Here is a 21,515-nt window from a genome sequence, read left to right as displayed (position 1 = left end):
CCATCCTTTAACGAGGATGGCCTTTCAGACACTTTCCGGCCACCATTCTCGGATGGACCGGAACGGAGCCTCTGCATGAAACTGACATTCCGGCATTATGCCCTCCTCGGGCTAGTGACCTTTCTGCTTGCCTTGCCGGGACGCATGACATTGCCCCCGCTGGATCGTGACGAACCACGTTATATGGAAGCGTCAGAGCAGATGCTCACGTCCGGAAATTTCGTAGACGTCCGCTTTCAGGACAAACCACGCTATTTGCAGCCGGCTGGCATCTACTGGCTTGAAGCCTCTTCAGCAAAAATTGCGGAAGAACTCTTTGGCTCAGACGTCCTTCGCAAAACCTGGCCCTATCGCATTCCAAGCCTCATAGCCGCCGCCCTTATCATCCCCCTGACAGCCTGGATGGGAAGCGCACTCTTCGGAGCCGTCACCGGTCTGATGGCTGCGGGCCTCCTGATGGTTTCGACGCTCTTTGTTGCCGAAAGCCATATGGCGACAATCGATACAGTCCTACTCCTAGATATCCTGTGCTTTGAAGCAATGCTTCTGAGGGCATTTCTCGATCGTCAGAAGAATAGTCCGACATCTGTTTGGGTTGCCTGCGGTTACTGGCTGGCATTGGGCGTCGGCCTAATGCTCAAGGGCCCTGTTGTTCTCATTCCAGGCTTTTGTACCCCACTGGCCTTATGGGCTGTCGAACGTGATCGAGAGTGGTGGTCCAGACTGCGTCCACGCTGGGGTTGGCTGCTCATGCTTGCCGTAGTCGTTCCCTGGTGTGTCGCGATTGACGTTGTCAGTCACGGGGACTTCTTTTCACGCGCCATTGGCCGTAACTTTCTGGGGAAAGTAGCACATGGCCAGGAAGCTCACGGCCTACCACCAGGATTCCATCTTATTGTTTTTGCGCTAGCATTCTGGCCTGGATCTTTTTTTGCTGCTTTGGCAATTCCCTCAGTCTGGAAAAATCGCAAACTGCCTCAAGTCCGGTTTTTGCTGAGCTGGATTATCCCGCACTGGCTGGTCTTTGAATTGATCGCCACGAAGCTTCCGCATTACGTGCTCCCCACATATCCGGCCATTGCAATCCTAACTGCCGCGGCTCTAACGATTTGGGGTCGTCCAGCTCTTTCCAAATGGAGCAAAATCGCTCTCGGATTCTACGGCGTAATATGGGCCGCAGTTGGCTTGGCCTTCTGTTTCGCTGGCACGGTCGTTCTGTATAAAATGCAGCACATGCTTTCGATCCGCGAATGCCTGGCGCTCTGCGGAGCACTCCCTCTCATGGGAGGAGCAATTCTTCTTTTAATCCGCAATCATCGTCAGCAGGCAGCGTTTTGCGCGATGGGTGCCGCTGTCATTGCACAGGCCGGCCTCTTCCTGGCCGTAATCCCCAACCTGCAAACCATTCGCCTGGCTCCCCGAGTGGCTGCACTTTTTGAAGACGTGAAGCCATGCGCTCAAACTGTGCTTGTCTCGACATCTTATTCCGAGCCAAGCCTGGTCTTCCTGGTGGGCGAACACACGCAGTTGATTGGCCCAGAAGCCGCAGCAGCTTATCTCCAGCAGCATCCTCGCTGCACCCTCGCTCTGGTAGACCGAAAGGATGAAAAGATCTTTCGGGATGCATTGAACCGAACCAACCTCAGCATCGTAGAATATGGCCGTATTCAAGGCCTGAACTACTCAAACGGTCATCGTCTTGACCTAGGCATGTTCGCCCCGGACTAAATTCCTGGAAATTTCCATGGTGGAGCTGAGGGGAATCGAACCCCTGACCTCCTCATTGCGAACGAGGCGCTCTCCCAACTGAGCTACAGCCCCATGGCACTTTTGATAGTTCCCATCAGCCCGGTTTCTGTCAAGCAATCCGGATGAGGTTGTCCTGTCTCGCCGAGGCAGATACAAAACCTGTTCCTGGCTGGCCGCTTACCCGGTCTTCCGCGTTTTCCGACGAGGTTTTCAGCATGCTTGCCCTGCACGCCATTATCCTGATGATCATTCAGGCATTCGTATGGGCTCTTCTGGCTTACTGTATCCTGTCCATGCTGCTGGGCTTTGGCGTGCTGGATATTCGTAACCGGTTTTTCTATTCGCTCTTCAACACCCTTGCACGCGTCGTCGAACCGATTCTGGCCCCTATTCGGAATATTCTTCCCAGCACAGGCGGCATGGACTTCGCGCCGATGGTCCTGCTGCTGGCAATCCAGTTTCTGGTCTATCCCTTGGTCAACCGTGTATTCGCCATGCTGATTTACCACCCTGCTTTCTAAGACTTACCGGACTGCGCGCCACACTTCCTCCAGCGCATCAGCCAGATCATTGTGCGGCTCACTCCACTGAGCTGAGTGCGTCGGCGGTTGCATCCAGGCGCGCCACCCTTTTCCCGGCTCACGTTCAATGCGAACAGACCAGTCTTCAGGCAAGCGGCTTAGCACACGCTCCATCCGGACCTGACTGGTCAGTGGCTTGGCGTAATTATGCCCCATGGTGGAGCTCCTTTCACAACGTGAACTCCTGAGCTGCAATGACCATGGCAAAAATAAAAAACCGGACATTACAGTTCAAAACATCTTATGCCTTTTAAATAGGCACGATGCTGCCAGCTGCAATATCCGGAATGAGTTACGGCTACTTTAAGAGCCGGAAAGCCGGAGAGTTTTACCCTGTCAGGCTGTGCCACCTACCGTCAGGCCAGACAACTTCAACGTTGGTTGCCCCACTCCGACAGGAACGCCCTGACCAGCTTTGCCGCATGTCCCAATTCCCGGATCAAGCGCCACATCTGACCCGATCATCGAAATCTGGTTCATGGCATCTGCACCGTTTCCAATGAGCGTCGCCCCCTTCACCGGGCGCGTCACTTTTCCATCTTCAATCAGATAAGCTTCAGACGCCGCGAAAACGAACTTCCCGGACGTAATATCAACCTGACCACCGCCAAAATTGACGGCATACAGTCCACGCTTTGTAGAGCGGATCATCTCGTCGGTCGTTGCTGTTCCTTCAAGCATCACCGTATTTGTCATACGTGGCATAGGGGCATGAGCGTAAGATTCCCGACGCCCATTTCCCGTGGAAGACACACCCATCAGACGGGCATTCAGGCGATCCTGCAAATAGCCCGTCAGAATACCGTCTTCGATCAGAACAGTCCGTCCCGTTGGCGTCCCTTCATCGTCGATGCTCAAAGAGCCCCGACGCTCAGGTAGTGTGCCATCATCAATAACCGTCACCCCAGGAGCAGCCACCCGCTTCCCGACCATGCCAGTGAAGGAGGATGTTCCCTTGCGGTTGAAGTCCCCTTCCAGCCCATGGCCAACAGCTTCATGGAGCAGAATACCTGGCCATCCTGGTCCAAGCACCACATCCATTTCTCCTGCAGGTGCCGGCGCTGCATCGAGGTTCAGCAGAGCCTGCCTCAGAGCTTCATCAACTGCTGCTTTCCATGTTGCGCCATCCAGAAGACGATCCAGTTCATACCGTCCTCCCTGTCCATGACTGCCACTCTCGCGACGACCGTCCTTTTCAACCACGACCGATACATTCAGACGGACCAGCGGACGAAGATCCGCAACGCGATCTCCAGCATCTGCACGACGCATGATCTGCACGGCCTGCCATTCGGAACTCAGACTGGCACTGACCTGAACAACGCGGGCATCTACACCACGGGCATAGGCGTCAATTTCGCCCAGAACTGCCGCACGCGCTGCAAAGTCCGTTCCCTCCAGCGGTCGGGAGTCAGAATAAAGACGCTGATTGGTTGATCGCGGGCCCGGCGCCATCACGCCACTTCGTCCCTGTCGCACGGCACCGACTGTGCTAACCGCACGTGCCAGGGCGTCTTCACTCATTTCATCAGAATGGGCGAAAGCCGTTTCTGTTCCCAAGACTGCGCGCAGACCGAAGCCGGAAGAGGTTGTGAAACTCGCTGATCGGATTGTCCCGTCATCCAGTGAGATCCCCTCATTTTCGCGGTATTCGAGAAACAGCTCTCCATCATCTACCCCTGCCAATCCCTGTGCAACCAGTGCCTCGGCACCCTCCCGCGTCAATCGGGAACCGGGGCGGTCAAAAAACAGGGCATCAGTTGTGGCAAGGGCTCCCAGCGCATCTGCGGCAATGGACATCGGGGTAATCTCCTGGCTGAGAGGATGGTGAAGAACTAGAAATGGGTCATAGCACGCGAATTGAAAGAGGCCGCCTTCAGGTGAGTGCTTTTTCGAGGCGACGCAGGGCTTCCTGAAGAATTTCCGGCTTCTTGCAGAATGCAAAGCGGATCATGTTGCGTGGCGGTTCAGCGCCCTCCGGGTCATAAAAGGCAGAGACCGGGATTGTTGCCACGCCTCCATGCTCAACCAGCCATTCGGCAAACTCCACATCCGTTCGTCCCTGAGCATGGCGTGACGTATCCGCCACGACAAAATAGCTTCCATCTGCGGGAAGTGTCTCAAAACCGAGGCGATGCAATCCTTCCACAAGAATGTCTCTGCGCAATTCTAGGTCAGCGGACAAACTTTTGTAGTAGCTGTCGTCTTTATTGAGACCATGCGCCACGGCGCGCTGAAGATTAGGAGCCGTGGCAAACACCAGCACCTGATGAGCCTTGGCAACCACAGACGCCAGAGCCGAAGGAGCCGTGACATACCCGACTTTCCAGCCCGTCAGAGAGAAGCTCTTGCCTGCGCTCCCAATGCGCATGCAGCGCTCCCGCATATCAGGAAGCGTCATGAGGGGAATGTGTTTCACGTGAAACGTCAGGTGTTCGTAAACTTCGTCACAGATCACATAGGCATCATGTTCCTTCACCAATCCTGCAATCAGTTCAAGTTCAGTCTGTGAAAAGACCTTGCCTGCAGGGTTCATCGGAGAGTTCAGGATCATGGCCTTTGTTTTGGGGCCAAAGGCTGCACGAAGCTCTTCTTCAGGAAGCTTCCAGTGTGGCGGCTGAAGACGGACGCACTTGGGAACTGCGCCTATCATCTTGAGCATTGGAAGATAGGTATCATAGAGAGGTTCGATCAGAACCACTTCATCACCAGCTTCCACAACAGCCATCAGGCAGGCTGCCAGAGCCTCCGTTGCTCCAGACGTCACAACAACTTCTGTCGCCGGATCAATCTCAAGCCCATAAAAACGCCGGTTTGATTCAGCGACAGCCTGCCGCAACTCCGGCAACCCCGTTAGCGGCGCGTACTGGTTTCTATTATCCTTCAGCGCCTCGGCCGCGACGTTGATAATATCCGCCGGGCCTTCAGTGTCCGGAAAGCCCTGCCCCAGATTGATTGCATCATACCTGGCAGCAAGCTGAGACATAATCGTGAAAACGGTCGTGGGCAGCGAAGACAGATAAGTATTGGGCGTTTTCATGGACCAGCGCTTTTAAGACATGGAACGGAAGAGAGACCTCACCATTGCAGGACCCGCTCGTCCTGAAAAGCCATTCCCTGCGCTTTGGTCCTCACCTCACGATCTCAGTTGAACAAACGTCTTTTTGGAATCAGTACCCGCACAGTAACTATGGAATTCCCGATCAATAAAATTTTCCCGATCGGACAACACCCCGACAAGTCAGAGCTTCCCCATCCCTGATCGGCCAGAAAAACGCGTCCAATCAGGCCAAGTGCCATTTTGAGACACTTTCTTTCTTCAATTGATGATGAAATGAAGGTGTATGTCGTACTCGACAGATGGGAAATTGTCCCGTAATCGTTTTGAAGCCGTTCACACGATGCAAGGCGACAGATCGATGGCCAGAAAAGCCCCTACTTCCTCCACCGCCAAACCGAAAGCTGCAGCTCCACGCCGCGCTTCCGCCAAGGCTGCCTCCCCCAAGACAACCGCCGCAGCTGGCAAGCCACCAGCACCGAAGCCCGAGGCCGTTGCCCGCGTTTTCGAGATGATCCAGGAACATGCGGCTGAGTTCGTCGATCTGCGTTTCACCGATCCCAAGGGCAAGTGGCACCACACGACCCAGACGGTCTCCACCATTGAAGACGACACGTTCGTTGAAGGCTTCATGTTCGATGGCTCGTCCATCCAGGGCTGGAAAGCGATCAACGAGTCCGACATGGTTCTGCTGCCAGATCCGGAAACGGCCGTCATGGACCCGTTCTCCGCAAAGCCGCAGCTGATCCTGTTCTGTGACATTATTGATCCCAAGACAGGCAACTTCTACAATCGTGATCCCCGCTCCACGGCCAAGCTTGCAGAAGCCTATCTGAAGGAAGCCGGCTTCGGGGATACCGCTTTCTTCGGTCCGGAAGCTGAATTCTTCATCTTCGACAACGTCCAGTTCGGCACCGGCCCGAACTTCGGCACGTACCAGCTCGACAGCATCGAAGGCCCAGGCGCATCTCTGAAAGCCTACCCGGAAGGCAACATGGGCCATCGCCCTGTCGTCAAGGGTGGTTACTTCCCGGTCCCGCCAGTGGACAGCGAGCATGACCTCCGCGCCGAAATGCTTTCCACGATGGGCGAAATGGGTCTTCCGATCGAGAAGCACCATCACGAAGTTGCACAGTCCCAGCACGAGCTTGGCACGAAGTTCGACACGCTCGTGAAGTCTGCTGACTTCATGCAGATCTACAAGTACTGCGTGCACAACGTCGCCCACTCCTACGGCAAAACGGCCACGTTCATGCCGAAGCCGATCTCGGGCGACAACGGTTCCGGCATGCACGTTCACCAGTCCATCTGGAAAGACGGCAAGCCAACCTTCGCTGGCGACAAGTATGCGGACCTGTCCGAAGACGCACTGTTCTACATTGGCGGCATCATCAAGCACGCCAAGGCTCTGAACGCGTTCACGAACCCGTCCACCAACTCCTACAAGCGCCTGATCCCGGGCTTTGAAGCGCCCGTGCTGCTGGCCTACTCCGCTGCCAACCGTTCAGCTTCGTGTCGTATCCCGCACGCCACGAACCCGAAGGCAAAGCGCGTTGAAGTCCGCTTCCCGGACCCGATGGCAAACCCATATCTCGCATTCGCAGCCATGCTGATGGCCGGCCTTGATGGCATCCGCAACAAGATCCACCCTGGCGACGCCATGGACAAGGATCTGTACGAACTGCCGAAGGAAGAACTGGCTCAGATCCCGACGGTCTGCGGTTCGCTCCGTGAAGCCCTCGAAGCCCTCCAGGAAGATCACGCATTCCTTCTCGAAGGCGGCGTTTTCACCAAGGACCAGATCGAGAGCTACATCGACATCAAGTGGCCTGAAGTCTACAAATTCGAACACACACCCCACCCGGTCGAGTTCGAGATGTACTACTCGGTCTAATCCGAGCAGACTTCTGCAAAACGGAGAAGCCCGGCCTTTGCGCCGGGCTTTTTCGTACCCGCTTTCCCTGTTACGGCACCCGTCATGATGCATCCCGCTTTCGAGGCTTTCTCAACTTCTGTCCTGCCCATTCTGGATATTGCCGGAACGGCCGTCTTTGCCGTTTCAGGAGCCCTCGCCGCCGCACGGGAACGCCTGACAATCCTGACCTTCATGTTCTTCGCCGCCATTACAGGTGTTGGTGGTGGAACCGTGCGCGATCTGTTGATCGGTGCACCTGTCTCATGGATGCACAACTCCACTGGCATCACAGTCTGCATGGTCTGCGCTTTGCTCGTCTGGTTCACGCCAGGTCGCCTCTGGTCCGAGCGCGCCGTAGACTGGTTCGACGGGATGGGGATTGCAGCTTATGGTGTGTATGGCGCAGCCAAAGCCATTGCTTATGGCATTCCACCGGTTCCAGCCGCTCTAATGGGAATTGTCAGTGCCTGCATGGGAGGCATTTTTCGCGATGTGCTGGCTGGCGTCCCATCCATCATCATTCGTCCAGAGCTGTATGTTACTGCTGTTGCCCTCTCATCGTGCAGCTATGTGCTCCTGACAAAAGCAGGGTGTGACACCACACTGGCGGCTGCCATCGCCATTTTCGCAGGGTTTGCCCTTCGCGCACTTGCTCTTCTCAAGGGACTGTCGCTGCCGCATTATCGAAAATAGCCCCTCCTCACGGAAAAGAACGCCCGCTCATGCGCATCGCCCCCGTCCTGAAGGGACTTCTAGCCGCTCTCCCTCTGCTTCTTTGTGCCCCCATAGCGTACGCCTCAGACTTTGATATCGTCGTACTGGGAGCCGCCGGAGGCCTGGATGACGGAACGTTAAGCGCTTACCTGATCCGGCCTGAAGGTTCTGACAAAGGCGTTCTCTGCGATGCGGGAACCGTTCTGCATGGCTTGAAAGACGCCGTAAAAGCGGGTGCGTTCAAAACCCTTTCTCTCAAGTCCGCAACACTGACGCCGGAAGGGGAAATTCTTCACACGACCATTGCGGCCTATCTGATCAGCCATGCTCACCTGGATCATATTGCCGGTCTGGTCGCCATCTCCCCGGATGACACACCCAAACCGATCATGGCTCTCGCATCCGTCAACGCCATTCTCGCCAAACATATCTTCAACTGGCAGATTTGGCCCAACATGGGCGACCAAGGCGTCAAACCCCGGCTCGGCACATACCGCTATGACGACCTAACACCCGAGAAGCCAACACCCATTAGCGGGACATTTTTGCAGGTTCAGGCCTATTCATTGAACCACGGCGGTGTGGAATCAACAGCATTTCTGTTCACAAACGGCCAAGACGCCCTGCTCTATCTCGGAGATACCGGGCCAGACGCCCCACAGCACTCAGATCACCTGCATCGTCTCTGGCAGGCTGTCGCGCCCCTTGTGCGTCAGAAACATCTCCATGCCATCATGATAGAGTGCTCTTATGACAACTCCATTTCCGATAGCCACCTGTACGGGCATCTGACGCCGCACTGGGTAGAGGCAGAACTGGAAGATCTTCAGCAGATCACAGGCGTTTCGCTCAAAAATCTGCCCGTCGTAATCACGCACGTCAAACCGACACTCAAACGCCAGCAAGATCCCGTTCTGCGCATTCATGAAGAACTGGAAGCGGGCAATACAACAGGCGTCCACTTCATTATGGCAGCTCAGAGCCTGCACCTCAGGCTCTGACCGCCAAAGGCAATCTCTCAGTCAGCCAACAACATCAAAGCCAACGTCTTCCACTGTCTCTTTCAGCGCTGCCGTAGAAACCTTGGAGTCATCATACTGAATGACAGCCTGTGCTGGCTCCAGGGTCACATCCGCAGCAGAAACGCCAGGAACAGCTTCAAGGGCTTTCTGGAGCTTGCCTGAACACCCTGTGCAGGACATGCCTTCGACCTGAAATGTTACGGTTGCTGTCATGGGTGTCTCTCCTTCGTGCATGGTTTGCCGCCCCAACAGCGACACATCAGAAGAGACATATTCCCGCTGGAATTGAAACAGCTTTCAGATCGCGTCACTGATTTCATCAAGCGGCGTCACCTTCATCAACTGCACCGAAGCATCCAGACGATCCAGCAACGCGGCAAGAGACCTAAAATGTGGCGTCTCCAGATGCTGCTCGAAAGCCTCAGTCGAAGCCCAGCGCTCCTCGGCCGTGAAGCGTCCTGCATGATCCTGATCGCGGCTGATTACGTACCGCTGGCAGCCTTCTTCCGCACGTGATGCAACAATGCAGCGTACCAGTTCCAGCTCCAGTTCTCGTGCCTGGTCAGACGATACAGTCAGAATGGCGACAACACAGGCAGCATGACTCACGATGTTTTCCTCACAAAAAAAGATACAGGATCTGGTTCCCATCGGTAAACTGATGGCCCTCGCCCCTGTGCGCTGCCATTTCTACAAGATACGTTTTCTGAAATCTCCCCCATGTTTCACATGAAACATCTTCCTGAAATTTCCGGAGGCACCTATTCATGAGTCTTGAAAGCGTAAGGACTGATCTCGCCCAGCGCGCGCCTGATCTCTCCATCATCGTGACGGAGCGTTCCACGGCTACCGTTGAAGAAGCTGCTGCCACACACAATGTCGAGCCCGATCAGATTGCCAAAACACTCGGTGTGAAGGTTGGGTCAGGGCCACAGGCTAAAAATGTTCTGATCGTTATGGCAGGAACAAAACGTCTGGATAATCGTCTGACAAAAGACGCCCTGGGAGGGCGTCCCCGCTTCCTTAACGGAGAAGAAGTGCTGGCACTTACAAGCCATCCGCCCGGCGGCGTTTGCCCCTTTGGACTATCAGAACCACTTCCCGTTTATTGCGATGAGTCTCTTCGCGCATTTAACATCGTGATCCCTGCTGCAGGTGCCACCAATGCCTCTGTCATGCTCACCCCGGCTCGTCTGGCAGAACTGACGTCTGCACAGTGGGTCACCGTCACATCCTGATAGACCATAAAAAAGGCGCCCCTTTTTGAGGGCGCCCTTTTCTACTCAGAAAACAGATTAATATTATGCGTCTGCGTAAGTCGAAATATCCGGGCACGAACACACCAGATTCCGGTCGCCCCATGCGTTATCCAACCGTCCGACAGGCGACCAGTACTTGGACGTGTTAACCCCACCCGGGAAACAGCCCTTCTCCCGCGCATAGGGGCGACCCCACTCACCGGCCAAGTCAGCCGTCGTATGAGGCGCAAACCGTAGCGGGCTATCCTCTACGGCAACTGTCCCCGCTTCCACGTCCGCAATTTCTGCCCGAATGGCAATCATCGCATCGCAGAACCGATCCAGCTCGACCTTCCCCTCGGACTCTGTCGGCTCGATCATGAACGTCCCCGCTACGGGGAAACTGACCGTCGGCGCATGGAACCCGTGATCAATCAAACGCTTGGCAATATCGTCCACCGTTACACCAACCGCATCCTTGATCGGCCGCAGGTCAACAATGCACTCATGCGCCGTAAAGCCGTTGCTACCCCGATATAGCACCGGGTAATGCGCTTCCAGACGCGCCGCGATGTAGTTCGCATTCAGAATGGCCACCTCCGTCGCCCGGCGCAGCCCCTCATCCCCCATCATCATGATGTACGCCGCAGAGATCGGCAGAATGGACGCTGAACCATACGGCGCGGCAGAAACGGCGATCCCGTTCTGGCCTGGCAGATACGGCGCCAGATGGCTGCCCACACCAATCGGCCCCATACCCGGTCCACCACCGCCATGCGGAATGCAGAACGTCTTATGCAGATTGAAATGCGAAACATCGGCCCCGTACAGACCCGGTCGTGCCAGACCAACCTGCGCATTCAGGTTCGCACCATCCAGATAAACCTGCCCACCAGCCGCATGAACAAGGTCACAGATCTCGACAATCCGTTCCTCAAACACACCATGTGTGGACGGATAGGTAATCATAATGGCCGCCACACGTCCGTCATGCTGCGCGATCTTCGCCTTCAGATCCTCAACATCAACGTTGCCATTGCTGTCACAGGCCACCACAACAACACGCATCCCCACCATGTGGGCAGACGCCGGGTTTGTCCCATGCGCGGACGCCGGAATCAGGCACACATCCCGATCCATATCCCCACGCGCCTGATGATACCCACGGATCGCCAGAAGGCCCGCAAACTCACCCTGTGCACCAGAATTCGGCTGAAGCGACACAGCATCGTAGCCAGAAATCGCACACAGCGTCCGCTCCAGATATGCGAACAGTTCCGCATACCCAGCCTGCTGATCCTTCGGCGCAAACGGATGAATCCGCCCGAACTCCGGCCAGGTGATGGGAATCATTTCCGCCGTCGCATTGAGCTTCATCGTGCAGGAGCCCAGCGGAATCATCGTCCGGTCCAGCGCCAGATCCTTGTCAGACAGAGACCGCATATACCGCAGCAGATCCGTCTCTGACCGATGAACATGGAACACCGGATGCGTCAGCAAAGCTGCCTGACGGGACAGCGCCTGCGGTAGAGCTTCCTCCACGGAAAGCTCCCGCTCCAGAACCGCAACACGCGCCTCATCCGCCCCGAAACACTGCCACAGCGCCCGGATGGTCTCAGACGTGGTCGTCTCATCACAGGACAGACCAATCCGTCCTTCGCCAGCATCCCGCAGATTGATTCCGGCGTCCAGAGCCTTAGCAAGAATGCCCTGTGCATCGGAACCAGCCTGTACTGTCAGCGTGTCGAAAAACGTTTCCGTCTCAACCGTCACACCCAAGGCCTTCAGGCCCGCAGCCAGAATAGCCGCCAGACGATGCGTGCGACCCGCAATCGCCTTTAGCCCTTCCGGTCCATGATACACCGCATACATGGACGCAATGACGGCCAGCAGAACCTGCGCCGTACAGATGTTGGACGTCGCCTTCTCGCGGCGGATATGCTGCTCACGGGTCTGCAACGCCAGTCGATACGCCGGACGCCCGGCACTATCACGGGACACGCCCACCAGACGACCCGGCATGTGCCGCTTGTAAGCATCCTTCGTCGCCATGAACCCGGCGTGCGGGCCACCACCGCCCATCGGCACGCCATAACGCTGCATGGACCCGATGGCTATGTCCGCGCCCAGAGCCCCCGGGCTTTCCAGCATCACAAGAGCCAGCGGATCACAGGTCACGGCAACAATACCGCCCTGCGCATGAACCGCCTCAATCACACCGCGCGGGTCACGCACAGCCCCGGACGACCCCGGATAGGACAACAGCGCACCAAACACGGACGCCGCATCCAGATCCGTCGTCGGATCACCCACCACAATCTCCCAGCCCAGCGGCTCGGCCCGCGTCTTCAGAACAGCCAGCGTCTGCGGGTGCGTATCAGCATCTACGAAGAACCGGTCGGACTTGGACTTGCAGACACGCTTGGCCAGCGCCATCGCCTCCGCACAGGCCGTGCCCTCATCCAGCAGAGACGCATTGGCGATATCGAGCCCTGTCAAATCGGCCACAAGCGTCTGAAAGTTCAGAAGCGCCTCAAGGCGCCCCTGACTGATTTCCGGCTGATACGGCGTGTAAGCCGTGTACCAGGCCGGATTTTCCAGAATATTGCGCTGAATGACCGGCGGAAGAACCGTGTCGTAATATCCCTGCCCGACCATGGACGTCAGAACGCGGTTCCGGGACGCAATCTCCCGCAAACGCGCCAGAGCCTGCTGTTCCGTCAGCGCCGCGCCAATCCCGTGATCGCCACGATCAAGAATGGCTTTCGGAACCGTCCGGTCAATCAGATCCTCAAGGCTGGACGCCCCGATCGTCTGCAACATCTCCGTAATTTCAGAGGAGCGTGGGCCAATATGGCGGGAGCTGAAGTCTTCGGTCTGTTCAGGCCACAGGATCGTCACGGTATCGTTCTCTGGAAGTCTTGATGGGCAGGGAAAGAAAAATGGGCCCGGCAAAAGCCAGACCCATCACAGAACGTCAGAGGCTCTTGTACTGCTCTGCCGTCAGAAGGGACGTCACGTCGTCCGGGTTGGAAACCTTCATCTTGAAGATCCAGCCCTCACCTTCCGGGTCATTACCAACCAGCGTCGGCTCATCGGAAAGCTTCGTGTTGAAGCCAGACAGCACGCCCGCGACCGGAGCATAGATGTCAGACGCCGCCTTGACGGATTCCACAACCGCAGCAGCATCGCCCGCCGCCACGTCCGTGCCTTCATCCTTGGCTTCCACGAACACCAGTTCGCCCAGCTCTTCAGAAGCATGAGCCGTGATGCCCACGGTCGCTTCTTCCCCGTCCAGACGGATCCATTCATGCGATTTGGTATAATAAGTCGTCATCGCTGCTTTTCCTTGGCTTAACGCTTGAAACCGGGCGCCACGAACGGCATCGCCCGAACATGAACCGGAACGAATTTTCCACGCAGTTCGGCAAACAGTGCCGTGTCATTCCCCGCGTAGTCTGTTGCGACATATCCCATCGCCACCGGCGCCTGAACCGTCGGGCCAAACGCCCCTGACGTCACCAGACCGATCTCTTTCTGGCCTTCCGCATCTGCAAAAAGCTTCGCCCCCGCACGAACAGGCGCACGCCCCTCCGCCATCAGGCCAACACGCTTGCGGCTGACACCCTCACGGGCCTGACGCAGAACGATCTCTGCACCCGGATACCCGCCTTCCCGGGAACCACCCTCTCGCCGGGCCTTCTGAATGGCCCAGGCCAAAGAGGCTTCAATTGGCGTGGTCGTCGTGTCGATGTCATTGCCGTACAGGCAAAGCCCCGCTTCCAGACGAAGCGAATCCCGGGCTCCAAGCCCGATGGGAAGAACCTGTGGCTGAGCCAGCAACGCCCGCGCAACAGTCTCCGCATCCGCGGCTGCACAGCCAATTTCGTAACCATCTTCCCCGGTGTAACCCGAACGCGACAGCGTCACCGGAACACCAGCAAGCTCCGTCTCGATCACATCCATAAAACGCATATCGACCGCTGCCGGACAAAGAGGTGCGATAGCCTCCTGAGCCTGCGGCCCCTGCAACGCCATCAGCGCACGATCGAACTGCCGCGCCACAACACAACGGTCAGAAAGAGCCGCCTCAATCAGCGCCGCATCCTGCTCCTTGCAAGACGCATTCACCACAACGAACAGATCATCGCCCATATTGGCGACCATCAGATCATCAAGAATGCCTGCGGTATCATTGGTCAGAAATCCGTAGCGCTGCCGTCCCTTCGCAAGCCCCGCATAATCGGCCGGGATCAGGCTTTCGAGCGCCAGAGCGGCATCACGCACATCGCCACTGCGAGCAGCAATCCGGATCTGCCCCATATGGGAGACGTCAAAAAGCCCAGCCTTGCTGCGCGTGTGCAAATGCTCGGCCATCAGCCCTGCGGGATACTGAAGCGGCATCTCATAACCCGCAAACGGCACCATTTTGGCGCCAAGTTCCAGATTGAGTGCATGAAGAGGGGTACGCTGGAGAGAGTCGGTCATGAGGTAGGTCCGGCCCGGTCAGAACATGAAGGTGCAGACGCACCCGGAATCTTCCGGAAAACGCCGCCCCTTCTGTCCTTTTGCCTGAGATCGCTATCCCGTCGGCGGGTACGTCAGGCGCACCTCTCTCCAGAATTTACCGACCAACTCGGTCCTTTGGCCTGAGAGTTTCCGGGGCGGTTGCTCCTTCGGCGCCAGCCTTCAAGGCCAGTCTCTCCCGTATTGGTCGGACTCGATCCTGCCAGTTTCCTGATCTCTTCGCAATCGTTACGGTTAGTTCTGCGTTACGATTGCCGCATACCTTTGTAACCAGAACGGGAGAACTTTCATGGCTGGCGAACTGACTGTCATTGCAGAATTGTCCATTCCCCCAGAAAATCGGGAAAAATTCCTTGAAATGTGTGCTTATGACAGCAAGCATTCCAACGCGGACGAGCCCGACTGCCATAGCTTTGACGTGATGACATCCAATGAAGATCCGAATCTCATTGTGCTTGTCGAAACCTATAGCGATCAGGCCGCCTTTGATGTGCACCTCAAAACGCCGCACTTCCAGAAATTCGCAGAGGCTGTAAAAACCCTTGGCGCCAAGGAAAACAACGTCCGCTTCTTTACAAGGACGGCACCCTGATATGCGCTTCTCGCTCAAAAACAGCCTCTGTGGCGCCACTCTTCTCCTACTGGCTGCATGCAACGCGGAACAACCGCAGAAGCCGCATCTCATAGGTCTGGCAAACCCCGCCAGCGTCTCCTGCACAAAGCAGGGAGGAACTCTGGAAATTGTTAGTCAGCCGTCTGGACAGGTTGGTATGTGCCACCTGCCCTCCGGCCAGACCTGTGAAGAATGGAGCCTGTACCGCGACCATCAGTGCAAATCGTTGCCACCCACCTCCAAACCGTAAGTGCTTCCTCTCGTTTTCCTGATTTCCAAAGAGATCAGGAAAACCGCTTTACGATGTGAGCAGTCTTCTTAAAATAAATACATAACATGTTATGTATGTTATCCACACTATCCACCTGAAGGCAGTTCCCCATGCAGAATCAGGCCCCTTGCCTCTCCATAGGCTCATTAACAAGTAAGACCGGGCGCCTTTTCACGCGCCTGATGGAACAGAAACTGAAACCCGCCGGAATGCGCGCAGGACAGATTCCGGTTTTCCTTGCCCTCGGAAAAGGCGAAGTCCGCACTCAAAAGGTGCTTGCTGAACTCGCAGGGATTGAGCAACCAGGCATGGCAACACTGCTGGCACGCATGGAGCGGGACGGCCTGATCGAACGCGAACCCGACCCGGACGACAAACGCGTCAGTCAGATCCGGCTTTCGCCAGTTGGCCTCACTAAAAGCCAGCAGGTTATTCCAATTATGGAAGGTGCCAGCGAGGAAGCCTTCAAAGGCTTCACCCCGCTGGAAAGAGACATTCTCATTACGCTTCTGGAACGCATGAGCAGCAGCCTCGAAAGCTGCCTTTAAAATCCTTCACTCCTAAAAGAGCGAAGGATCAGGCCTTACTTCTCCGTCTTAGGAAGATGCTCGGCAATATATGGCGGCAGATTGAAAGAGCCGACGTGAATTTCAGGCGTCCAATAGCGTGTCGTGCCGAGAATCTTGGCAGCGTCTGCACGTCCGCGAATCTGCTCCAGCGTCTGCGTGTTCGGAGCCTGGCCTTTGGAAGCCATACCCAACGTCATGAAACCGCCGACATAAGTCGGGACAGCGGCAACATAAGCTGAAACATGCGGGAAGAATTTCGCACGACGCAGGCTCGTCTCATACAGTTCATCAGACTGCATGAACGGAACACCGCACTGGTTCACGATCAGACCTTCATCCGACAGGATACGTGCGCAGTTGCTGTAAAATTCGTCCGTAAACAGAACTTCACCAACGCCGATCGGGTCCGTGCTGTCCACGATGATCACGTCAAAAGAACCGTCAGCAGCCTTGGCAACATAGTCGATACCATCACCGACAATCACTTCAGCGCGCGGGTCATTCCAGGCATCGCCCGCAATGTTCGGCAGATGCTGCTTGGAGAGTTCAATTACCGCACCATCGATTTCCACCATGACGGCTTTTTCAACGGTCTTGTGCTCAAGAACGCGACGCAGAACGCCACCGTCACCCGCACCAATGATCAGAACGCGCTTCGCACACGGATGCGCCAGCATCGGAACATGCGTCAGCATTTCCTGATAAACGAACTCATCGCGTTCCGTGATCTGAATGACGCCATCCAGAACCAGCACACGGCCATGGCTGGAGCTTTCAAAGACAACAATGTCCTGGAAATCAGATTTTACGCGCGCGAGCTCACGCGTTACGAGAAAACGCTGTCCCCAGTCCGGGTACAGGGTCTCGTTGATCCATGTTTCAGCCATGGTCATCGGGGTTCCTTGTCGGGATTTAATAGCAGAGTAAAGACCAGCCGGTTCGGCTGGCCCCTATCCGAGAATCAGGCCGCGCTAGCGTTCCTGTCCTGCACGCGTCCACGGCGTACGGCATCAACTTCGATGCGGCCAGCCTGGAACAAGCGCTGCATGACCGGAATCGAAAGATTCGGATCACAGGCGCCGCACATGAACACATCTACCGCGGCGTAATTACGCTCTGGCCATGTGTGGATCGAGATGTGACTTTCTGCCAGCACCAGAACACCAGACACACCACCATTCGGCGTGAAGTGGTGGAAATGGCTGTGCAGAATCGTTGCACCGGCTGCAATAGCACCCTCGCGCAGCGTCTCATCAATCCGTGCTGGATCATCTAGATTCCGGGCATCCCAGAAATCGATCAGCAAATGATTACCGGCATAGCGTTCGCCATCCCGTTCAATAAAATAGTCTTTGCGCTCCTCTTCAACAGAGTGAGCAGCGCTGTTCTGGATATCTCTCGGGAGTTCCGATACCATCCCCAGTTGAGCAAGTGCGTTCATCACGTACCCCCAAACCAGTAGACAGCCTGTTGGGCGAAATCGCCCCCTTGGGCCAAGAAGCGCGGTAGTTAGAGCCCCCTTCCTGCGGATGCAAGGGTTTTCTGGCCTGATTCGCTAATATGTCACATTCCCGGAAGAAGCCGGGCCGACATCACAGATCGTCCCACTGCCGCTAGACGCTCCCAAGAAGAACCACCGTTTGGGAATTCAGAGTAAAAACACCCTCCAAAAGCTCGAGAATCCGTCGATTTTTTGGGATTACCCTTCACTTCAGGGTCTTTCTGACTCAGCAACAGATACGCTCCGTCATAGCCAACGATTCGTCCTATGCGTCATCTGCAGCGTAGGCAGGCGGGGCCCTGCACAGCGCATAAAAAAACACGCACTCCAAGGCTGAAATATCTCAGCCTCGCAATGCGTGTTTTTCATACCCCCTAGCCGATAGCGACTAAGGGGACCTAATCCGTAAAGATCAGTTCTTGGCCTTGTCGACCAGCTTGCCCTTGGCAATCCACGGCATCATCGCACGCAGCTTCTCACCGGTCTTCTCGATCTGGTGAGCGTCATTGCGAGCGCGGATAGCCTTGAAGCCAACGCCACCAGACTGGTTCTCAAGGATGAAGTTACGAACGAACGTCCCATCCTGAATGTCCGTCAGAACGCGCTTCATCTCAGCCTTCGTTTCCGGCGTGATGATGCGCGGACCCGTCACGTACTCACCATACTCCGCAGTGTTGGAGATGGAGTAGTTCATGTTGGAAATGCCGCCTTCGTAGATCAGATCCACGATCAGCTTCATTTCGTGCAGACACTCGAAGTAAGCCATTTCCGGGGCATAGCCACCTTCAACCAGCGTCTCAAAACCAGCGCGGATCAGGTCAACGACACCGCCACACAGAACAGCCTGCTCACCGAACAGATCGGTTTCGACTTCTTCCTTGAAGCTCGTCTCGATGATGCCTGCACGGCCGCCGCCATTTGCGGAAGCGTAGGACAGAGCGATGTCCAGAGCCTTGCCAGAAGCATTCTGGGCCACAGCAACGAGGGACGGAACGCCACCGCCACGCTGGTATTCAGAACGCACCGTGTGACCCGGGCCCTTCGGGGCGATCAGGAACACGTCCAGATCCGGACGGGCTTCAATGATGCGGAAGTGGATGGAAAGACCATGTGCGAATGCAAGAGCTGCACCCTGCTTCAGGTTCTTCTCAAGGCTGTCCTTGTACAGGGCGCCCTGGCCTTCATCCGGCGTCAGAACCATGACCACATCGGCCCAGGCAGCAGCCTCGTCCGGGGACATGACCTTGAAGCCAGCCTCTTCTGCCTTTTTGACGGCAGAGGACGTCGGACGCAGGCCAATGACGATGTCGGTCAGGCCGCTGTCACGCAGGTTGTTGGCATGAGCGTGACCCTGGCTGCCGTAGCCAATGATCGCGACTTTCTTGCTCTTGATCAGATTCAGATCGGCATCGCGATCGTAATACACCCGCATCAGACATGTTCCTCGTTAACGTGAAAGACAGAAGGGCCACGACCAATGGCCGCAATCCCCGTGCGCGAAACCTCAGCCAGGCCAAGGGGGCGCATCAACTCGATAAAAGCGTCGATCTTGGAGGGAGACCCCGTCAGTTCGAACACAAAACTGGTGGCCGTCGTATCAACCGGGCGGGCTCGGAAAGAATCTGCAATCCGCAAACCTTCCGTGCGGTTCTCGCCACGGGAAACGACTTTTACCAAAGCAAGCTCACGGCCCACATACGGGCCTTCTTCCGTCAGATCACAAACCGCATGAACCGGAATCAAACGCTTCAGCTGCGCCTTGATCTGCTCAATAACCTGCGGCGTCCCCGACGTCAGAACCGTAATGCGTGACAGGCTGCGCTCGGCATCCACCAGCGCCACAGTCAGGCTCTCAATGTTGTAGCCCCGGCCTGAAAACAGACCCACCACGCGGGCCAGTGCGCCACTCTCGTCTTCAATAAGAACCGAGATGACCGAATGTTGGATTGTCTCCGTCATCAGACCAGCATCATCCCTTCTTCGGTCAGACCTGCGGCTGCGGAATCCTGATCCGGGCCAAGCAGCATCTGGTTGTGAGCCGCACCCGATGGAATCATCGGATAGCAGTTTTCATTTTCCGCCACGCAGATATCCGCGATGACAGGGCCGTCATGCTCCAGCATCCGGCGGATGACATCATCCAGCTCACCCACGCAGGTCGCACGCATCCCGGTTGCTTGGAACGCTTCCGCCAACTTTACGAAGTCTGGCAGCGCCTCACTGTAAGACTGGGAATAGCGTGACCCATGCAGCAGCTCCTGCCACTGACGCACCATGCCCATATACTGGTTGTTCAGGATGAAGATCTTCACCGGCAGACGATACTGCGCGATCGTTCCCAGTTCCTGAATATTCATCAGGGTCGAGGCTTCACCCGCAATATCAATCACCAGAGCATCTGGATGCGCAACCTGCGCGCCCACAGCCGCTGGCAAACCATAACCCATCGTACCCAGACCACCCGACGTCAGCCAGCGGTTCGGCTTGGCGAACTGGAAGTGCTGGGCCGCCCACATCTGATGCTGGCCGACTTCGGTGGACACAAACGTGTCACGCCCCGTTTCCATCGCCATTTCGTACAGGCGACGAACGGCATGCTGCGGACGGATCACCGCAGACGGCGTCATGTCCTGCGTGAAGCCGAAGCCATCCACGCTGCGCCAGGACGCAATCTGGTTCCACCATGTGCTCAGATCAGGTGTTGGCGTATCGTCCCATGCGTCCAGCAGCGCCTGAAGCGTATCGCGAACATCACCTTCCAGACGCACATCCACGCGGATGATCTTGTTGATCTGGCTCGGATCAATATCCGCATGAACCTTGAACGAATTCGGCGAAAACGCGTCTACACGGCCCGTCACGCGATCATCAAAACGCGCACCCAGAGCGATCAGCAGATCACAGCCATGCGTGGCCATGTTCGCCTCAACAGACCCGTGCATGCCAAGCATACCAAGGAACTGCGGATCAGGAGACGGAAACGCTCCCAGCCCCATCAGCGTGGACGTGACCGGGAAACCCGTCTTGCGCGCCAGACGACGCAGCAGCTCAGACGCTTCCGGACCGGAGTTGATGATACCACCGCCCGTGTAGAACAGCGGACGCTTGGCCGTCTTCATGGCCTGGACCGTGCGGACAATCGCCTCGGCATCCGGTCCACCCTGACGGCGGAAACGCTTCAGCCGTGACAGCGCCGGCGCCGTTAGCGGAGCCTGACCAACCGTGATGTCCTTGGGCAGATCAACCAGCACAGGCCCCGGACGACCGGAACGCGCCACCTCGAAAGCTTCACGCACCGTTTGCGCCAGAGCACCCGGCGTCCGCACCAGATAGTTGTGCTTCGTGGCCGGGCGGGTAATGCCCGTCGTGTCCGCTTCCTGGAACGCATCATTGCCGATCAGCTTCGTCGGCACCTGACCGGTCAGACAGACCAGCGGAATCGAATCCATCAACGCATCGACAAGGCCGGTCACGGCATTGGTCGCACCCGGACCGGACGTCACCAGAACAACGCCAACCTTGCCGGTCGAACGCGCATAAGCCTCAGCTGCATGAACGGCAGCCTGCTCATGACGGACAAGAATATGGCGGATACGGTCCTGCTTGAAGAGCGCATCGTAGATTGGAAGGACAGCGCCCCCCGGATAGCCAAAGACTACCTCTACGCCCTGTTCATCGAGAACGCGCAGAAGCACCTCCGCGCCATTCAGCGCCTCGTTGCCTGTTGTTGCGTCTCTTTCAGCAGAAGCCGTCACCG

The 21,515-nt window shown here is 56.5% G+C and carries 22 protein-coding genes, 1 tRNA gene and 1 riboswitch; of the genes, 9 read left to right on the top strand and 14 right to left on the bottom strand.

From position 1 onward, the window contains the following. Positions 1–75: 75 nt before the first annotated feature. Positions 76–1,728 (top strand): glycosyltransferase family 39 protein, encoded by a 1,653-nt coding sequence (locus R5H23_RS11115; protein WP_317215455.1) that lies wholly within the window; start codon positions 76–78, stop codon positions 1,726–1,728. Between the two features lie 17 nt (positions 1,729–1,745). On the opposite strand, the gene R5H23_RS11110 is transcribed toward R5H23_RS11115, so the two are convergent. Then, positions 1,746–1,821: transfer RNA gene (locus tag R5H23_RS11110), tRNA-Ala, on the bottom strand. A gap of 143 nt (positions 1,822–1,964) precedes the next feature. On the opposite strand from R5H23_RS11110, the gene R5H23_RS11105 reads away from it, so the two are divergent. Continuing rightward, positions 1,965–2,270 carry a YggT family protein gene (locus tag R5H23_RS11105; protein ID WP_046900947.1) on the top strand — a complete coding sequence of 102 codons (306 nt, stop codon included), beginning with the start codon at positions 1,965–1,967 and terminating at the stop codon, positions 2,268–2,270. A gap of 3 nt (positions 2,271–2,273) precedes the next feature. Here R5H23_RS11105 and R5H23_RS11100 read toward each other — a convergent pair whose 3' ends face one another. The 3 genes from R5H23_RS11100 to R5H23_RS11090 form a co-directional block, all read right to left on the bottom strand. Beyond that, positions 2,274–2,486 carry a hypothetical protein gene (locus R5H23_RS11100; protein ID WP_317215454.1) on the bottom strand — a complete coding sequence of 71 codons (213 nt, stop codon included), beginning with the start codon at positions 2,484–2,486 and terminating at the stop codon, positions 2,274–2,276. Positions 2,487–2,666: 180 nt separating this feature from the next. After that, positions 2,667–4,130 carry a metalloprotease TldD gene (gene tldD, locus R5H23_RS11095; RefSeq protein WP_211508024.1) on the bottom strand — a complete coding sequence of 488 codons (1,464 nt, stop codon included), beginning with the start codon at positions 4,128–4,130 and terminating at the stop codon, positions 2,667–2,669. 76 nt (positions 4,131–4,206) lie between these two features. Beyond that, on the bottom strand, positions 4,207–5,370 hold the full coding sequence (locus R5H23_RS11090) for an aminotransferase (protein ID WP_317215452.1): 1,164 nt from the start codon (positions 5,368–5,370) through the stop codon (positions 4,207–4,209). Positions 5,371–5,899: 529 nt separating this feature from the next. Between R5H23_RS11090 and glnA the strand changes: the two genes are divergently transcribed. The 3 genes from glnA (at position 5,900) to R5H23_RS11075 (ending at position 9,018) form a co-directional block, all read left to right on the top strand. Then, on the top strand, positions 5,900–7,282 hold the full coding sequence (gene glnA, locus R5H23_RS11085) for a type I glutamate--ammonia ligase (protein ID WP_046900948.1): 1,383 nt from the start codon (positions 5,900–5,902) through the stop codon (positions 7,280–7,282). 84 nt (positions 7,283–7,366) lie between these two features. Further along, positions 7,367–7,996: a trimeric intracellular cation channel family protein gene (locus R5H23_RS11080; protein ID WP_064275503.1), complete on the top strand. Its 630-nt coding sequence runs from the start codon at positions 7,367–7,369 to the stop codon at positions 7,994–7,996. Positions 7,997–8,025: 29 nt separating this feature from the next. Continuing rightward, positions 8,026–9,018, top strand: coding sequence for a 3',5'-cyclic-nucleotide phosphodiesterase (locus R5H23_RS11075; RefSeq protein WP_317215451.1), 993 nt, complete (start codon positions 8,026–8,028; stop codon positions 9,016–9,018). 21 nt (positions 9,019–9,039) lie between these two features. Here R5H23_RS11075 and R5H23_RS11070 read toward each other — a convergent pair whose 3' ends face one another. Both R5H23_RS11070 and R5H23_RS11065 read right to left on the bottom strand, forming a co-directional pair. Further along, a complete protein-coding gene (locus R5H23_RS11070) occupies positions 9,040–9,252 on the bottom strand; it encodes a heavy-metal-associated domain-containing protein (RefSeq protein WP_211516708.1) in 213 nt (70 codons plus the stop codon). Positions 9,253–9,336: 84 nt separating this feature from the next. Continuing rightward, the gene (locus tag R5H23_RS11065; RefSeq protein ID WP_235271740.1) at positions 9,337–9,648 is read right to left on the bottom strand and encodes a putative quinol monooxygenase; all 312 of its coding nucleotides are present in this window, start codon (positions 9,646–9,648) and stop codon (positions 9,337–9,339) included. 158 nt (positions 9,649–9,806) lie between these two features. On the opposite strand from R5H23_RS11065, the gene R5H23_RS11060 reads away from it, so the two are divergent. Further along, a complete protein-coding gene (locus tag R5H23_RS11060; RefSeq protein ID WP_211516709.1) occupies positions 9,807–10,277 on the top strand; it encodes a YbaK/EbsC family protein in 471 nt (156 codons plus the stop codon). Positions 10,278–10,340: 63 nt separating this feature from the next. Here the strand turns inward: R5H23_RS11060 and gcvP are convergent, their stop codons facing one another. The 3 genes from gcvP to gcvT form a co-directional block, all read right to left on the bottom strand. Next, positions 10,341–13,178: an aminomethyl-transferring glycine dehydrogenase gene (gene gcvP, locus R5H23_RS11055; protein WP_317215449.1), complete on the bottom strand. Its 2,838-nt coding sequence runs from the start codon at positions 13,176–13,178 to the stop codon at positions 10,341–10,343. 76 nt (positions 13,179–13,254) lie between these two features. Further along, positions 13,255–13,614, bottom strand: a complete 360-nt coding sequence (gene gcvH, locus R5H23_RS11050; protein ID WP_048842819.1) for a glycine cleavage system protein GcvH — start codon at positions 13,612–13,614, stop codon at positions 13,255–13,257. 17 nt (positions 13,615–13,631) lie between these two features. Beyond that, complete coding sequence (gene gcvT / locus R5H23_RS11045) at positions 13,632–14,765, bottom strand: glycine cleavage system aminomethyltransferase GcvT (RefSeq protein WP_317215448.1); 1,134 nt, start codon at positions 14,763–14,765, stop codon at positions 13,632–13,634. Between the two features lie 139 nt (positions 14,766–14,904). Then, positions 14,905–14,995, bottom strand: a riboswitch (glycine riboswitch). Positions 14,996–15,093: 98 nt separating this feature from the next. Between gcvT and R5H23_RS11040 the strand changes: the two genes are divergently transcribed. The 3 genes from R5H23_RS11040 to R5H23_RS11030 all read left to right on the top strand — a co-directional run bounded on the left by R5H23_RS11040 (position 15,094) and on the right by R5H23_RS11030 (position 16,236). Then, complete coding sequence (locus R5H23_RS11040) at positions 15,094–15,396, top strand: putative quinol monooxygenase (protein WP_317215447.1); 303 nt, start codon at positions 15,094–15,096, stop codon at positions 15,394–15,396. A 1-nt stretch (position 15,397) separates the two neighbouring features. After that, complete coding sequence (locus R5H23_RS11035; protein WP_317215446.1) at positions 15,398–15,667, top strand: DUF333 domain-containing protein; 270 nt, start codon at positions 15,398–15,400, stop codon at positions 15,665–15,667. Positions 15,668–15,870: 203 nt separating this feature from the next. Beyond that, positions 15,871–16,236, top strand: coding sequence for a MarR family winged helix-turn-helix transcriptional regulator (locus tag R5H23_RS11030; protein ID WP_317215445.1), 366 nt, complete (start codon positions 15,871–15,873; stop codon positions 16,234–16,236). Positions 16,237–16,271: 35 nt separating this feature from the next. Here R5H23_RS11030 and speE read toward each other — a convergent pair whose 3' ends face one another. The 5 genes from speE to ilvB form a co-directional block, all read right to left on the bottom strand. Continuing rightward, positions 16,272–17,144 carry a polyamine aminopropyltransferase gene (gene speE, locus R5H23_RS11025; RefSeq protein ID WP_046900377.1) on the bottom strand — a complete coding sequence of 291 codons (873 nt, stop codon included), beginning with the start codon at positions 17,142–17,144 and terminating at the stop codon, positions 16,272–16,274. A 74-nt stretch (positions 17,145–17,218) separates the two neighbouring features. After that, a complete protein-coding gene (speD, locus tag R5H23_RS11020) occupies positions 17,219–17,698 on the bottom strand; it encodes an adenosylmethionine decarboxylase (protein ID WP_046900378.1) in 480 nt (159 codons plus the stop codon). A 472-nt stretch (positions 17,699–18,170) separates the two neighbouring features. Further along, entirely contained in the window at positions 18,171–19,190 is a 1,020-nt protein-coding gene (gene ilvC / locus R5H23_RS11015; RefSeq protein ID WP_046900379.1) for a ketol-acid reductoisomerase, read from the bottom strand. Continuing rightward, the gene (ilvN, locus tag R5H23_RS11010) at positions 19,190–19,717 is read right to left on the bottom strand and encodes an acetolactate synthase small subunit (RefSeq protein WP_064275493.1); all 528 of its coding nucleotides are present in this window, start codon (positions 19,715–19,717) and stop codon (positions 19,190–19,192) included. Before ilvN ends, ilvC begins: the two co-directional genes overlap by 1 nt. Further along, positions 19,717–21,513, bottom strand: a complete 1,797-nt coding sequence (gene ilvB / locus R5H23_RS11005; RefSeq protein WP_317215444.1) for a biosynthetic-type acetolactate synthase large subunit — start codon at positions 21,511–21,513, stop codon at positions 19,717–19,719. The genes ilvN and ilvB overlap by 1 nt, the downstream gene beginning before the upstream one ends. Between the last annotated feature and the right edge of the window lie 2 nt (positions 21,514–21,515).

Origin of the sequence: Gluconobacter sp. GP1, assembly GCF_032913585.1 — a bacterium.
GTDB lineage: Bacteria > Pseudomonadota > Alphaproteobacteria > Acetobacterales > Acetobacteraceae > Gluconobacter > Gluconobacter cerinus.
This window is presented reverse-complemented; position numbering and strand designations above follow the sequence as displayed.